Genomic DNA, 13,312 nt, shown 5'->3' on the forward strand with positions numbered 1-13,312 from the left:
CGGAACGCCGTAATCGGCCATGCATGGGCCGTCGGCGGCGCACGCATGGCCGATTACGCTGCGCTAATCCGCCCTACGTGTCACCGTGGTCCATTGACTTCGTAGTTCTGTTCCAAAACGCTCAGGACCAGCGGCGCACCGCCGCTGGCCTCATCGCGTAACCGTAGAACTTAATTGGCCACCGCCGCCAGCCGCTCCGACGGCTGCCAACCCGCGCCCAGCGCGCGCGCCACCGACACCGCCGCCAGCAAGCGCTGCGTATTGATCTGCACCGCCGCCCGATCGGCCGTCAGCGCGCTGCGCTGCGCATCCGTCACGTCCAGGTAAGTCGACACACCCCGCTCATAACGCGCACGCGCCACCAGATAACCGCGCGCCGCCGCCACCTGCGATGCCGACTGCGCCTCGCCCTGCAACTGGCGCTGCTGCACATCCGACAGCGCATCCTCCACCTCGCGCAAGGCCGTCAGCAACGTGGTCTGGTGATTGGCGAGCGCCTCCTCATAGCGCGCCTTGGCGATCGCCAGATTGGCCTTGTTGCGGCCACCGTCGAAGATCGGCAGCGACAGCGCCAGCGGACCGGCGCTGAACTGGCGCGCACTGCCCTCGCCCAGCTTGCGCAGGCTCTCCGACGCGTAACCGAAGTTGCCGGTCAAGGTCAAAGAAGGATAAAAAGCGCCTTCGGCCACGCCGATCTGCGCGTTGGCCGCGCGCAGGTTGGCCACGCTGCCGGCCAAATCCGGACGCTGCGCCAGCAAGCTGGCAGGCAGGCCGACCGGAATCGCCGGCGGCTGCGGCAGCGCGGCCGCATTCGCGTTGGCCGCCGTCAGCATCGCCGACGGCGAAGCGCCGACCAAGGTCGCCAGGCTATGTTCCAGCAGGTTGCGCTGACGCTGCACTTCCTGCAGATCGGCCTTGGCATTGGCATACTCGATGCGCGCGCGCGATACATCCAGCTCGTTCGACAGGCCGGCGTCGAAGCGCGCCGTCACCAGCTCCTCGCTCTCGCGGCGCGTATCGAGCGCGCCTTTCAGGATCGCGATCTCGGCATCCAGGCCGCGCAGCTGCCAGTAGGTCGTCGCCAATTGCGACGACAGCACCAGCAGCACGCCGTCGCGGTCCGCCTCGGCCACCAGCGCCTGCGCGTCCGACGCCTCGACCAAACGGCGCACGCGGCCCAGCAGATCGAGCTCGTACGACATCGACGCGCCGACCGTGTAGTTGTTACCCTTGATCGAACGTCCGCCCAGCGCCAGTCCCTGCGAGGTCTCCGCCGAAGTGCGCGAATTGGCCACCGAGGTGTTCACGCTCAACGAAGGCTGCTGGCTGGCGCGGCTCACGCCGGCCTGCTCCAGCGCCTGCACCAGGCGCTGCGCGGCGGCCTTCACGCTCGGATTGTCGCGCAGCGCGGTTTGTTCCAGACCGTTCAAGGTCTCGTCGTTGAACACCGTCCACCACTGCGCCGGCAGATGCGCCTCGCTGGCGCCCGATTGCGGCAGATGTCGGAACGACGCGTCCGCGACGTTTTTCGGCGCGGTGAAATCGCTGCCGACGGTGGCGCAGCCGCTCACTGCCAGGGTGACGGAGACAGCGAGCGTCAAGCGCTTCAAAGCTGAATTGAACATGGTGTTACCTCACAAATTAGTTAGTGTTAGCGTGCGCCGGCTTAGTGCGCACCGCCGCCGCCACCGCCCGACGGGGCTTTGACTTTATCCGAGAACCACAGCACGCCGATGCATGCGAACAGCACCATCGCGACCAGGAAGAAGCCGTCGTTGTAGGCCATCACAAAGGACTCGCGCCGCACGATGCCGTCGACCGCCTTGAGCGCCATGTCCGACGCCGTGCTGGCGTCCATACCCTGGCCGATGAACGATTGCGTCAACGCCGCCAGACGATCCTGCGTGGCCAGGGCGAAGTTGGTCACCGACTCGCCGATGCGCTGCGAATGGAAATGCTCGCGGTTCGTCAGCGCCGTCGCCAGCAGGGCGATGCCGATCGAGCCGCCCAGGTTGCGGGTCATGTTGATCAGGCTCGATGCCGACGGCATGTCCTTTGGCTGGATACCGTTCATGGCGAAGTTCGACAACGTCAGCATCACGAAGGGCTGGCCCAACGCCCGCACGACCTGCGACCACAGCAACTGGTCGTAGCCGGTGGTGGCGTCCATATAGGCGTTCATCAGGCACGAGCCGCCGAACAGCAGCAGGCCGAAACTGCACAGGATGCGATTGTCGATCTTGGACGACAGCTTGGCCACGAACGGCATGATGAACAGCTGCGGCAGGCCGGACCACATGATCACCTCGCCGATTTGCATCGGCGAGTAGCCGGCGATCTGTCCGAGATACAGCGGCAGCAGGAACGACGACCCATACAGGCCCATACCCATCGCCATCGACAGCGCGGTGGCGGCGGCGAAATTGCGCTGGCCGTACAGCCCGAGATTGACGAAGGGCTGCGGGCGCAGCGCGCTGTTGACCACCCAGCCGAGCAGGCCGACGATGGACATCGCCGCGAACGTGATGATGAAGGCCGAATCGAACCAATCCTTGCTGTTGCCCTCTTCGAGGAAAATCGTCAGGCTGCCCAGGCCCACCGCCATGAAGGCGATGCCCAGCCAGTCGGCGGTCAGCAACAGCGACGGCTGCGACTTTTGCTTTTCCAGGCCAAGTCCGATCCCGCCGATCAGCAGCAGGCCGGGCACCCAGTTGATGAAGAAGATCGACGGCCAGCCATAGATCTCGCTCAGATAGCCGCCCAGGGTCGGGCCCATCGACGGCGCCAGGGTCGCGGTCAGGCCGAAGATGGCCATGCCGGTGGCGCGCTTCGACGGCGGCAGCAACGTCATCACGATGGTCATCGCCATCGGGATCAAAGCGCCGCCGGTGAAGCCCTGGAGCATGCGGAAGGCGATCATGCTCGGCAAGTTCCACGCGAAGCCGCACAGCGTGGAAAACACCAGGAACAACGCCGTGGTGCCCATCATGTAATTACGCAGGCCGAAAACGCGCGTCAGCAGGCCGGTCATCGGGATGATGATGATCTCGGCCACCAGGTAGGCGGTGGCGATCCACGAGCCCTCTTCCTGCGTGGCGGACAACGCGCCGAGAATATCCTTGAGCGACGAATTGGTGATCTGGATGTCGAGCACCGCCATGAAGGCGCCCATCATGCCGGCGGCGACGGCCATCCAGGTGCGGGCGGAGACCTTCTCGCTTGGCATCACCGGTGCTTGCGGAGGGGCGAGCGGCTTCCCGCCGCCCGGCGTATCGATCGTGGTGCTGGCCATGGAGTGGCTCCTTAGTGCGCCGCGACTTTGGACGGTGCCGCGGCATGCGCCCGGGCGTCATCCTTCTGGTTCACCGCCACTTCGGCGATCGCCGACATGCCCGGCACCAGGCGGCCGTTCAAGGCCTTGATGTCCTCCGGCTTGAACACGATCTTGACCGGCACGCGCTGGACGATCTTGGTGAAGTTACCGGTCGCGTTATCGGCCGGCAGCAGCGCGAACTGCGCGCCGGACGCCGGCGCGAAGCTCTCGACGGCGCCGATCAACTCCTTGCCCGGCATCGCGTCGATGCTCACTTTGACTTCCTGGCCCTTTTGCAGGTCGGCCAACTGGGTTTCCTTGAAGTTCGCGGTCAGCCACACATTGTCCTGCACGATGGCGGCGATCTGCTGGCCCGGTTGCAGGCGCTGGCCCACCTCGATGGTGCGCTTGCCGATACGGCCGCCGACCGGCGCCAGGATCCGGTTGTACGCCAGTTGCTGCTGCGCGTCCTTGAGCTGCACGCGCAGCACGTCCACCTGCGCCTTGAGCACGTCGCGCGCCGAACGGGCGGCCGCGATCTGCGCTTTGGCGGCCGAGGCGCTGTCCTTGCGCGCGGCCAGGTCGGCGATGGCGCTGGCGCGGCCGGCGACGGCGGTGTCCAGTTCCGATTTCGAGACGGCCTTCATCTGGCTGTTATACAGCTGGCCGTAACGCTCTGCGTCCTGGTTGGCGCGCACCAGCTGCGCCTGCGATTGCGCCACCTGCGCCGCCGAGGCGCTGGCCTGGGCCTGTGTCTGGACGATCTGGGCCTCGGACTGCACCACCTGCTGCTCGGCGCTGGCGATCTGCGCCCGGATCTGCTCCACTCTCACGCCCTGGTCGAACGGATCGAGTTCGGCGATCACGTCGCCCTCGCGCACGATCTGGTTATCGTCGATCAGCACCTTGGTAACGACGCCGGAAATGCGCGAAGACACCGGCGTGACGTGGCCGGCCACATAGGCGTTTTCCGTCTCGACGAAATAATGGCTGCGGTACCACATGCGTCCACCGGCGGCCAGGGCGGCGATGGCGATCAGGCCTGCGATGACCAGCACCTTGCGGTTCGGCTTGGCCGGACCGGCGGGCGCGGCGGCTGTCGAGGCTGGAGCGCCAGCGGCCTGTGCTGGTGGCACGGCGCTGAGCACTTTTTGTTGTTCTTGTGGATTGGACATGTGTTGCTCCGCATAAATGAAATGGAATAAGGTCATTATTCGCCTGTTCAATTCCAAAGTCAAGAAATGAAACGATTGCATTTCATTTTTTTTTGGACTAGCATGGTCGCATTCGTTATCATTAGCCGCCATGAAAATTTCCGACCTACAAACCACCGCTTCAGCGGAGCCGGACTGTCCCGACGAGGCCGTCGCCGATCCCACATCGCCCTGCTTCGGCAAGGCTGCGGGACGCCCGCGCGCGGCCGACAAGGAGGCGCGCCATCTGGCCCTGTTGCACACGGCGAAGCACTTGTTCCTGGAAAAGGGTTATAGCAAGGTCAGTCTTGAAATGATTGCCCGCGAAGCCCATGTGGCGGTAAGGACGATCTACGTCAAGTTCGGCGGCAAGGCGGGGCTGTTGAGCGCCATCATCAGCGAGGGCCGGGCGCACTTCTTCGCCGATATGGCCAGCATGGAAACGGACCCGCGTCCGCTGGAGGAGATCCTCGGCGACTTTTCGCTGCGCTTCCTGGAGTTGGTGTCGTTGCCGTCGTTCGTCAGCCTGCACCGCATGGTGGTGGCCGAGGCGCTCAGCACGCCGGAGCTGGCGGACACGTTCTATCAGGCAGGGCCGCGACAATCGCGCGAACAACTGAAGCGCCTGTTCGTGCGGCCGGAGATCAGTGCCCGACTCAGGCCGGAATTGGGATTGGAAATGCTGGCGGTACACCTGACCAACTGCCTGCTCGGCGACCACATGACGCGCCTGCTGTACCCGAACCAAGCGCCGCCGACGACGGACGAGTTGCGCCAGCGCGCGGCGGAGGGGCTCGATCTGTTCCTGCGCAGCGTGCTACGTTAGAAGCTGTGCAACTTTGCAGTTTGTTCTATACTTGATTTTTAAATTGGAGCACACATGAGCAAATTGAATCGACTGGACTGGAGCAAACAAGTAACGCTCATGAACGAGCGCATCAAGAATTTCCAGGCCAATCCTGGACAGGAGCAGCTGGACGCCGTGATCCAGGAATTGAAGGCCTACGCCGAGGCCGCGCGCACGGGCGGTATCGAAATCCCGACCCGCTTCACGGTCAATTAAGCCAAGACACGGTACGGCTGAAAAACGCGAAAACACGTAGGGCGGATTAGCGCAGCGTAATCCGCCAGGTTCCGTCGGCGCCGCATGATCGCTTACGCGGCGGCGGCAACCGCTTTCCGGGCCCAGGCAAGCATCTGCTCCGCATCGTCCATCAAAAACTCCGGCGCCGTATAAAACTTGCGCACCAGGACAACTCCCTTTTTGGTCGAATAAGAAAACGGTTCCGCCCCGTGTTCCTCGAACTCGGCGCGGGTCGCATCACCGGCGCGCAGATACAGCGTGCTACCCATCACCCAAGCGAACTGCTTACCGCGCCAGCTAAACGCGCGCCCACCGAAAAACACTGCATCGGTCACACCGCCCAAAGGCGCGAACTGCTCGCGCATGTGGGCGACGAATTCGGCGCTCGCCGCCATTCCTTACTTGCGCGACATCGCCACCAGCGCGTCCAGCACCTGCAAAGTGGCCTGGTTCAGCTGCTGGCGCGGAATCTGACCGGGATTGCTGCTGTCGACCATGGTCGGATTGGTCAGGTAGCGGCCATTGACGATCAAGGTCGGGGTGCTGTTGACCTCATACGTGGCGGCCACGCGGCCGGCGTTCTTCAAGCGCGTGATGATCGCGAACGAGTTATACACGGCCAAAAACTTCTGCTTGTCGATGCCGTTCTTGACAGCCCAATTGATGTTGTCCTCGTCGCTTTTCAGACGCTGGCGCTCGACGTGCCAGGTGCTCAGCACTTTGGCGTGCATCGACTCTTCCAGCTTCATCGCCTCCAGGGTCAGGAACAGATGCGCCTCCGGATCGTTGGCGCCGGTCAGCGGCAAGTGGATGCGGCGGAACACGATGTTGTCACCCTGCTTCTTGACCCACTCGTTCATGGCCGGCTCCAGCGCGTAGCACGCCGGGCAGTGGTACATGAAGAACTCAATGACCTCGACTTTTTTGCCTTCGGCCTGCACCGGCTGCGGCGCCTTCAGGGTGGTGTACTCGGCGCCGTTTTTCGGCGCGGTAGGCGAGGCAAAGGCGGCACCGGCCATCAGGGCGGCTGCGGCGAAAACGAATTTCAAGCGAAACATGGTTATCCTTTAAAAAAATCTGCAATGGGAATATACCAGCTTCCCGCGCCGCGCGGCGACCGTGGCCGCCCAAAACCGCCCTCGGCTACAATTGCTAACAACTGATACCGATCGCGCCACCCGGAACCCCGATGAAAATGACACCGTTCGCCCTTGCCGCACTGACCTTGTCGCTGGCCGCTTCGGGCCCCGCCCATGCCGCCGCGCTCTCCCCCACCGAGCAGAAAATCATCGCCGAGGTCAAAGCCCACGCGCCCCAAGGCCTGCAACTGCTGGAGCGTTCGGTCAACATCAACAGCGGCACGATGAACCACGAAGGCGTGCGCGAGGTGGGCAAGCTGTTTCGCGAGCAGTTCGACCAACTGGGCTTTGCCACGCGCTGGATCGAGATGCCGCCGGCCGTGCGGCGTGCCGGCCACCTGGTCGCCACGCGTGAAGGCAAGCGGGGCAAGCGCCTGCTGCTGATCGGCCATCTCGACACGGTGTTTGAAAAAGACAGCCCGGTGCAGCTGTGGAAGCGCGAAGGAGACCGCGTGCGCGGCCAGGGCGTCAACGACATGAAGGGCGGCGACGTCGTCATCATCGAAGCGCTGCGGGCGCTGCACAAGGTCGGGGCACTGGACGACACCACCATCACCGTCATGTTCACCGGCGACGAGGAGGACGCGGGCGAGCCGATCGAAGTCTCGCGCGCGGACATGGTGGCCGCCGCCAAACGCAGCGACATCGCGCTCGCCTTCGAGGGCACGGTGCGCGACAAGGACGGCAAGGACACCGGCACCATCGGCCGCCGCGCGTCGTCGTCGTGGGAGCTGGAGGTCAAGGGCAAGCAAGGCCACACGAGCGGCATCTTCAGCGAGAAAGCCGGCTACGGCGCGGTGTACGAGGCCGCGCGCATCCTCGACGGCTTCCGCCAGCAGGTGATCGAGCCGGATCTGACCTTCAGCCCGGGGTTGATATTGGGCGGCACCGATGTCGACGTCGATGCCATCGGCGACAAAGGCCAGGCCGCCGGCAAGACCAACGTGATCTCCCGCGTCGCCACCGTCAAGGGCGACCTGCGCTATCTGAGCTACGAACAGCGCGACCGCGCGCGCGCCAAGATGCGCGCCATCGTCGGCCAGAACCTGCCGGGCACCAGCGCCAGCATCGTCTTCCACGACGCCTATCCGCCGATGGCGCCGACCGCCGGCAACATCGCCATTCTCAAGACGTACTCGCAGGCCAGCAGCGACGCCGGCCTGGGCGAGATTCCCGCGCTGCCGCCGGGCCAGCGCGGCGCCGGCGACATCCAGTTCATCGCGCCGCTGATCGACAGCCTGGATGGTTTGGGCGTAACCGGCAACGGCGCCCACTCGCCGGACGAGGATCTGGAAATCGCCTCGGTCGAACGCGCAACGATCCGCACCGCGATCCTTTTATATCGGCTAACGCGATGACCTCTCATCTAAAACTCGTCTAAAACACGTAGGGCGGATTAGCGCAGCGTAATCCGCCAATGCATGCGTCTCGACGGCTCATAGATTGGCGGATTACGGCGTTCCGCCTAATCCGCCCTACGTGGCTCTTATGGATGCCCCGGCCGCGCCTCAAGCCCTGCTATGTCCTTCATCAGCGCGATCAGCCGCTTGGCGCCAAGTCCCAGCGGCCGGTCGTTAAGCCACACCACATCCACCCACAACCGCAACTGATTGCTCATGGTGGCGAAGTCGATGCCGATCAACTCCCCATCCTCCAGCATCGGCGTCACCAGCCTCCGAGGAAGAAAAGCCCACCCCAACCCCGCCTGCACCATGCCCAAGGTGGCCAAATGGCTATCGGTGCGCCACAGCTTGCGAGAAACCAGCACCCGCATATCCTCCTCGTGCGCCTCTCGACTAACGATCGCGATCTGCCGGATATCGACCAGATCCTCAAGCCGGAAATGCCCGTTCCGCTCGCGCGCCAGCGGATGGCGCGGCGAGATCACCGCCACCAGCACCTCGCTGCCAAGCTCCTGGAAGCTCTCGTGCTCATCGACCTGCGGACGCTCGTACAACAGCGCCAATTGCGCCGAACCGTCGTGCAGCATGCGCCGCGCGTCGGCCTGCGGCGCCGACAGCACCTCCACTTCCAGCGATGGGAATTCTTCGGCCAGCCGCGCCAGCGGATCGCCCCACGCGGCCGACAGCAACTCCGGCGCGATGACCAGCGTCAGGCGCCGCTCCAATCCCTGGTGCAGCGACAGCGCGTGCGCCTTCAACCGCCGCAACTGCCCCGCCATCTGCCGCGCCTCCGCTTCGAGCGCGCGCGCCATCTCGGTGGGCCGCACATCGCGCGAAGTCCGCTCGAACAGCTGGAGATCGAGCTCCGCCTCCAGATGCGCGATCGCCATGCTGACAGCCGACGGCACCCGCCCCAGCGCGCGGGCGGCAGCGGAAAATGAACCGTGATCGATCACGGCAAGGAAGATCAAAACGTTGTCACTGGAAAAGGCCATGTGACATGCTGTCAGAAAAATTGATAGCTGTCGACTTTTTCAATCAGAAATACTCAACTACCATGCAGGCAATAGTTTTTAGAGGAAATATCATGCAAGGTTTGAAACGAAAAGTTGTCTATGTCTCGCTGTTCGAATTATTCGCCGTGGTGCTCACCAGCAGCTTCCTGATGCTGCTGGCGGGGCATGACGCAACCCATTCCGGCGTCGCCGCCATCGCCTCGTCCACCGTCGCTGTGGTGTGGAACTTCATCTACAACGGCGTGTTCGAGGCGTGGGAAGCGCGTCAAGCCACGCGCGGGCGCAGCGTCGCGCGCCGGGTGGCGCACGCCGTGGGTTTCGAAGGCGGCCTGGTGGTGATACTGGTGCCTTTGTTCGCCTGGTGGCTCAACATCACGCTGTGGGAGGCGCTGGTGCTGGACGTCGGCCTGGTGGTGTTCTTCATGATCTACACCTTCCTTTTCAGCCTGGCCTTCGACCGTGTGTTCGGCTTGCCCGCCTCCGCCTCCGCGCCGGCAGCCGTTTGATCAAATATTCAGGCTGTTCATAGCCAGTCCGGCCAACAGGGCCACCCCACCCATCAACCCATAGGCGATCAGCGCCAGCACCGCCCCGCCCTTGCTGCCCAACGGCGCGCCGGCGGTGGTTCGCGCGCGCGGCGCCAGGAACCAGGCGCCGATACCTGCTTGTATCACCAGACCCGCGACGACCAGCACCGCAATCGGCACGACGTTGCCGGAGAGACGATTGAGCAGCGTGGCGGCGCCCAGCACCGTCAGTAAAATCAAACTGAAAATACAGGCGTCGCGCCAGCTCAGGCGCGCGCGTTTGTACAGGAAAGCGGCCAGCTTGTTGATGCTCGTGTAAAGCGCGACCGACACCAGCAGCGGGACAATGGAGGGAAACGAAGACATGTGGAACCTGACAATAAAAAAACCGGGAACGAGTCCCGGTTTTGTGATGATGCGATAACTTAGCGCTTGCGCGGCGGCGGCAGGTCGGTGCAGACGCCTTCGTACACTTCGGCGGCCATGCCGATCGATTCGCCCAGGGTCGGGTGGGGATGGATCGTCTTGCCGATGTCGGTGCCGTCGCAGCCCATCTCGATCGCCAGGGCGATCTCGCCGATCATGTCGCCGGCGTGCGTGCCGACGATGGTGCCGCCGATGATACGGTGCGTTTCAGCGTCGAACAGCAGCTTGGTGAAGCCTTCGGCGCGGCCGTTGGCCACGGCGCGGCCGCTGGCTGCCCAAGGGAAGTGGCCCTTCTCAACCTTGATGCCCTTGGCTTTCGCTTCGTCCTCGGTGATGCCGGCCCATGCCACTTCCGGATCGGTGTAGGCCACCGATGGAATCACCTTCACATCGAAGTGCGACTTCTGGCCGGCTGCGGCTTCCGCCGCAACGTGGCCTTCGTGCACCGCCTTGTGCGCCAGCATAGGCTGGCCCACCAGATCGCCGATGGCGAAGATGTTCGGCACGTTGGTGCGCATCTGGCTGTCGACCGGGATGAAACCACGGTCGCTGACGGCCACGCCAGCCTTGTCGGCGGCGATCTTCTTGCCGTTCGGGCTGCGGCCGACCGCGACCAGCACCAGATCGTAGATCTGCGGCGCTGGCGCGGTGGCGCCGGCTTCGGCGGCTTCGAAGGTGACTTTGATCCCTTCCGGCAGCGCCTCAACACCGACCGTCTTCGTCTTGGTCATGATGTTGTCGAAGCGCTTCTCGTTGAACTTCTGCCAGACCTTGACCGCGTCGCGGTCGGCGCCCTGCATCAAGCCGTCCATCATTTCGACGACGTCGATGCGTGCGCCGAAGGTCGAGTACACGGTGGCCATTTCCAGACCGATGATGCCGCCACCGATGACCAGCATGCGTTTCGGGATCTGACGCAGCTCCAGCGCGCCGGTCGAATCGACGATGCGTGGATCTTCAGGCACGAACGGCAGCTTCACCACCGCCGAACCGGCGGCGATGATGGCCTGCTTGAACTGCACGACCTTCTTGCTGCCGTCGCCGGCGGTCACTTCGATGTGGTTAGCGCTCAGGAACTGGCCGACACCGGTGACGATTTGCGTCTTGCGGGCCTTGGCCATGCCGGCCAGACCGCCGGTCATGTTCTTGATGACGCCTTCCTTGTACTTGCGTACCTGGTCGATGTCGATGGTCGGCTTGGCGAAGGTGACGCCGGTGTTGGACATGTGCGACGTCTCGTCGATCACCGATGCGACGTGCAGCAGCGCTTTCGACGGAATGCAACCGACGTTCAGGCACACGCCGCCCAGCGTTTCGTAACGCTCGACGATCACCGTGTTCAGGCCCAGATCTGCGGCGCGGAACGCGGCCGAGTAACCGCCAGGACCGCCACCCAACACCATCATGTCGCAGTCGATGTCGACCTGGCCGGAGTAGCTGCTACCGGCTGGCGCGGCGATCGGCGCGGCGGCTGCAGGAGCAGGAGCTGCCGCAGCGGCGGCGGGAGCCGCGGCAGGTGCGGCAGCGGCAGGCGCCGGGGCCGGGGCCGCAACGGCCGCACCAGCGGCCTCCTCGACCACCAGCAGCAACACGCCTTCCTTGACCTTGTCGCCAACCTTGACTTTGACTTCCTTCACCACACCCGCGTGCGACGAAGGGACTTCCATGCTCGCCTTGTCCGATTCAACGGTCACCAGCGACTGATCGACCTTGATCGTGTCGCCAACCTTGACCATCACCTCGATCACTTCAACTTCTGCGAAGTCGCCGATGTTCGGCACTTTCACTTCTGTGGTCATAGTCGCTCCTTACAGCAGAATTTTGCGCATGTCGCCGAGCACTTCGCTCAGGTACACGGAGAAGCGAGCACCCATCGCGCCATCGACCACACGGTGGTCGTAGGACAGCGAGGTACCCATCATCAGGCGAGGCTGGAAGGCCTTGCCGTCCCATACCGGCTTGATCGACGCCTTGGACAGGCCGAGGATCGCCACTTCCGGCGCGTTGACGATAGGCGTGAAGTGCGTGCCGCCGATGCCGCCCAGCGACGAGATGGTGAAGCTGGCGCCTTGCATGTCGGTCGGTTTCAGCTTGCCTTCGCGCGCTTGCAGCGACAGGTCGGTCATTTCCTTGGCGATCTGCGAGACCGATTTCTGGTCCGCGTTCTTGATCACCGGGACCACCAGGCCGTTCGGCGTATCGGCCGCGAAGCCGATGTTGTAATACTGCTTGAGGATCAGGTTCTCGCCCTTCTCGTCGAGCGAGGCGTTAAACGACGGGAATTTCTTCAGCGCGGCGACCGATGCCTTGATGACGAAGGCCAGCATGGTCAGCTTGGCCGCGTCCTTGTTCTTGGCGTTAGCGTTGTTGGTCTCGACGCGGAATGCTTCCAGATCGGTGATATCGGCATCGTCGAACTGCGTGACGTGCGGGATCTGCACCCAGTTGCGGTGCAGGTTCGGGCCACTGATCTTCTTGATGCGCGACAGCGGCAGCAGTTCGGTCGGACCGAATTTGCTGAAGTCCAGCGACGGCCATGGCAGCACGCTGAAGTTGCCGCCACCGCCAACGCCGGAACCGCCGCCGGCGGCGCCCGAAGGAGCAGCCACGGTGCCGGCGATCACGCCCTTGACGTAGTTCTGCACGTCCAGCTGGGTGATACGGCCTTTAGGACCGGAGCCCGGTACCTTGAGCAAGTCGACACCGAGTTCGCGGGCGAACTTGCGGATCGACGGCGATGCGTGCGCCAGCTTGCCGGTTTGGACCGAACCTTGCGACGCGGCCGGCGCGGCGGCAGGAGCGGCCGTAGGCGCTGGAGCTGCCGCCGCAGGTGCTGCGGCGGCGGCAGGAGCGGGCGCCGACGCAGCAGCGGCTGGAGCGGCAGCCCCACCGGTGGCGTCAACCACCAGCACGATCGAACCCATGGCGACCTTGTCGCCGACCTTGATCTTCACTTCCTTCACCACACCAGCGTGCGACGAAGGGATTTCCATACTGGCCTTGTCCGATTCGACGGTCAGCAGCGACTGATCGACCTTGATCGTGTCGCCGACTTTGACCATCACTTCGATGACTTCCACTTCCTTGAAGTCGCCGATGTCCGGCACTTTGACTTCGACCGGGCCGGCCGAAGCGGCTGGCGCGGGGGCCGGTGCAGGTGCCGCAGCCGGAGCCGGAGCGGCGGCGGCCGGCGCCGGCGCGGCGGCAGCGG

General features: G+C 64.0%; 13 protein-coding genes. 4 read left to right on the forward strand and 9 right to left on the reverse strand.

The window, feature by feature from the left end:
- Positions 1-170 precede the first annotated feature (170 nt).
- From MRBLMU1_RS11745 to MRBLMU1_RS11755, 3 genes are read right to left on the reverse strand one after another with little or no spacing between them, the layout of a single operon-like run.
- Positions 171-1,625: an efflux transporter outer membrane subunit gene (locus MRBLMU1_RS11745; RefSeq protein ID WP_363501337.1), complete on the reverse strand. Its 1,455-nt coding sequence runs from the start codon at positions 1,623-1,625 to the stop codon at positions 171-173.
- 41 nt (positions 1,626-1,666) lie between these two features.
- Entirely contained in the window at positions 1,667-3,292 is a 1,626-nt protein-coding gene (locus MRBLMU1_RS11750) for a DHA2 family efflux MFS transporter permease subunit (protein ID WP_363501340.1), read from the reverse strand.
- A gap of 11 nt (positions 3,293-3,303) precedes the next feature.
- Positions 3,304-4,488 (reverse strand): HlyD family secretion protein, encoded by a 1,185-nt coding sequence (locus MRBLMU1_RS11755; protein WP_363501343.1) that lies wholly within the window; start codon positions 4,486-4,488, stop codon positions 3,304-3,306.
- 130 nt (positions 4,489-4,618) lie between these two features.
- Between MRBLMU1_RS11755 and MRBLMU1_RS11760 the strand changes: the two genes are divergently transcribed.
- Positions 4,619-5,332, forward strand: coding sequence for a TetR/AcrR family transcriptional regulator (locus tag MRBLMU1_RS11760; protein WP_315222851.1), 714 nt, complete (start codon positions 4,619-4,621; stop codon positions 5,330-5,332).
- A gap of 54 nt (positions 5,333-5,386) precedes the next feature.
- The gene (locus MRBLMU1_RS11765; RefSeq protein WP_363501346.1) at positions 5,387-5,569 is read left to right on the forward strand and encodes a hypothetical protein; all 183 of its coding nucleotides are present in this window, start codon (positions 5,387-5,389) and stop codon (positions 5,567-5,569) included.
- A gap of 92 nt (positions 5,570-5,661) precedes the next feature.
- Here MRBLMU1_RS11765 and MRBLMU1_RS11770 read toward each other — a convergent pair whose 3' ends face one another.
- On the reverse strand, positions 5,662-5,985 hold the full coding sequence (locus MRBLMU1_RS11770; RefSeq protein WP_363501349.1) for a TfoX/Sxy family protein: 324 nt from the start codon (positions 5,983-5,985) through the stop codon (positions 5,662-5,664).
- Between the two features lie 3 nt (positions 5,986-5,988).
- On the reverse strand, positions 5,989-6,648 hold the full coding sequence (locus tag MRBLMU1_RS11775; RefSeq protein WP_315222847.1) for a thiol:disulfide interchange protein DsbA/DsbL: 660 nt from the start codon (positions 6,646-6,648) through the stop codon (positions 5,989-5,991).
- A 131-nt stretch (positions 6,649-6,779) separates the two neighbouring features.
- Between MRBLMU1_RS11775 and MRBLMU1_RS11780 the strand changes: the two genes are divergently transcribed.
- The gene (locus MRBLMU1_RS11780) at positions 6,780-8,087 is read left to right on the forward strand and encodes a M20/M25/M40 family metallo-hydrolase (protein WP_363501352.1); all 1,308 of its coding nucleotides are present in this window, start codon (positions 6,780-6,782) and stop codon (positions 8,085-8,087) included.
- A 128-nt stretch (positions 8,088-8,215) separates the two neighbouring features.
- On the opposite strand, the gene MRBLMU1_RS11785 is transcribed toward MRBLMU1_RS11780, so the two are convergent.
- Positions 8,216-9,127 (reverse strand): LysR family transcriptional regulator, encoded by a 912-nt coding sequence (locus MRBLMU1_RS11785; RefSeq protein WP_363501355.1) that lies wholly within the window; start codon positions 9,125-9,127, stop codon positions 8,216-8,218.
- A gap of 92 nt (positions 9,128-9,219) precedes the next feature.
- On the opposite strand from MRBLMU1_RS11785, the gene MRBLMU1_RS11790 reads away from it, so the two are divergent.
- Positions 9,220-9,654, forward strand: a complete 435-nt coding sequence (locus MRBLMU1_RS11790) for a PACE efflux transporter (protein WP_363501358.1) — start codon at positions 9,220-9,222, stop codon at positions 9,652-9,654.
- On the opposite strand, the gene MRBLMU1_RS11795 is transcribed toward MRBLMU1_RS11790, so the two are convergent.
- From MRBLMU1_RS11795 to aceF, 3 genes are all read right to left on the reverse strand, one after another.
- Positions 9,655-10,041: a hypothetical protein gene (locus MRBLMU1_RS11795; protein ID WP_363501361.1), complete on the reverse strand. Its 387-nt coding sequence runs from the start codon at positions 10,039-10,041 to the stop codon at positions 9,655-9,657.
- Positions 10,042-10,100: 59 nt separating this feature from the next.
- Positions 10,101-11,900 carry a dihydrolipoyl dehydrogenase gene (gene lpdA / locus MRBLMU1_RS11800; protein WP_363501364.1) on the reverse strand — a complete coding sequence of 600 codons (1,800 nt, stop codon included), beginning with the start codon at positions 11,898-11,900 and terminating at the stop codon, positions 10,101-10,103.
- Between the two features lie 9 nt (positions 11,901-11,909).
- Positions 11,910-13,312 (reverse strand): dihydrolipoyllysine-residue acetyltransferase (aceF, locus tag MRBLMU1_RS11805; RefSeq protein ID WP_363501367.1); only part of this gene is annotated, 1,403 nt, incomplete at its 5' end.

This window comes from Burkholderia sp. LMU1-1-1.1 (assembly GCF_040675865.1).
In the GTDB taxonomy this organism is placed as follows: Bacteria; Pseudomonadota; Gammaproteobacteria; order Burkholderiales; family Burkholderiaceae_D; genus Rugamonas.

What these genes read in the sequence shown, in the direction of transcription:
- MRBLMU1_RS11785 (WP_363501355.1), bottom strand. Translation starts at nt 9,127, where the DNA reads ATGGCCTTTTCCAGTGACAACGTTTTGATCTTCCTTGCCGTGATCGAT.
- MRBLMU1_RS11795 (WP_363501361.1), bottom strand. Translation starts at nt 10,041, where the DNA reads ATGTCTTCGTTTCCCTCCATTGTCCCGCTGCTGGTGTCGGTCGCGCTT.
- MRBLMU1_RS11755 (WP_363501343.1), bottom strand. Translation starts at nt 4,488, where the DNA reads ATGTCCAATCCACAAGAACAACAAAAAGTGCTCAGCGCCGTGCCACCA.
- MRBLMU1_RS11770 (WP_363501349.1), bottom strand. Translation starts at nt 5,985, where the DNA reads ATGGCGGCGAGCGCCGAATTCGTCGCCCACATGCGCGAGCAGTTCGCG.
- MRBLMU1_RS11780 (WP_363501352.1), top strand. Translation starts at nt 6,780, where the DNA reads ATGAAAATGACACCGTTCGCCCTTGCCGCACTGACCTTGTCGCTGGCC.
- MRBLMU1_RS11790 (WP_363501358.1), top strand. Translation starts at nt 9,220, where the DNA reads ATGCAAGGTTTGAAACGAAAAGTTGTCTATGTCTCGCTGTTCGAATTA.
- MRBLMU1_RS11745 (WP_363501337.1), bottom strand. Translation starts at nt 1,625, where the DNA reads ATGTTCAATTCAGCTTTGAAGCGCTTGACGCTCGCTGTCTCCGTCACC.
- lpdA (WP_363501364.1), bottom strand. Translation starts at nt 11,900, where the DNA reads ATGACCACAGAAGTGAAAGTGCCGAACATCGGCGACTTCGCAGAAGTT.
- MRBLMU1_RS11750 (WP_363501340.1), bottom strand. Translation starts at nt 3,292, where the DNA reads ATGGCCAGCACCACGATCGATACGCCGGGCGGCGGGAAGCCGCTCGCC.
- MRBLMU1_RS11775 (WP_315222847.1), bottom strand. Translation starts at nt 6,648, where the DNA reads ATGTTTCGCTTGAAATTCGTTTTCGCCGCAGCCGCCCTGATGGCCGGT.
- MRBLMU1_RS11760 (WP_315222851.1), top strand. Translation starts at nt 4,619, where the DNA reads ATGAAAATTTCCGACCTACAAACCACCGCTTCAGCGGAGCCGGACTGT.
- MRBLMU1_RS11765 (WP_363501346.1), top strand. Translation starts at nt 5,387, where the DNA reads ATGAGCAAATTGAATCGACTGGACTGGAGCAAACAAGTAACGCTCATG.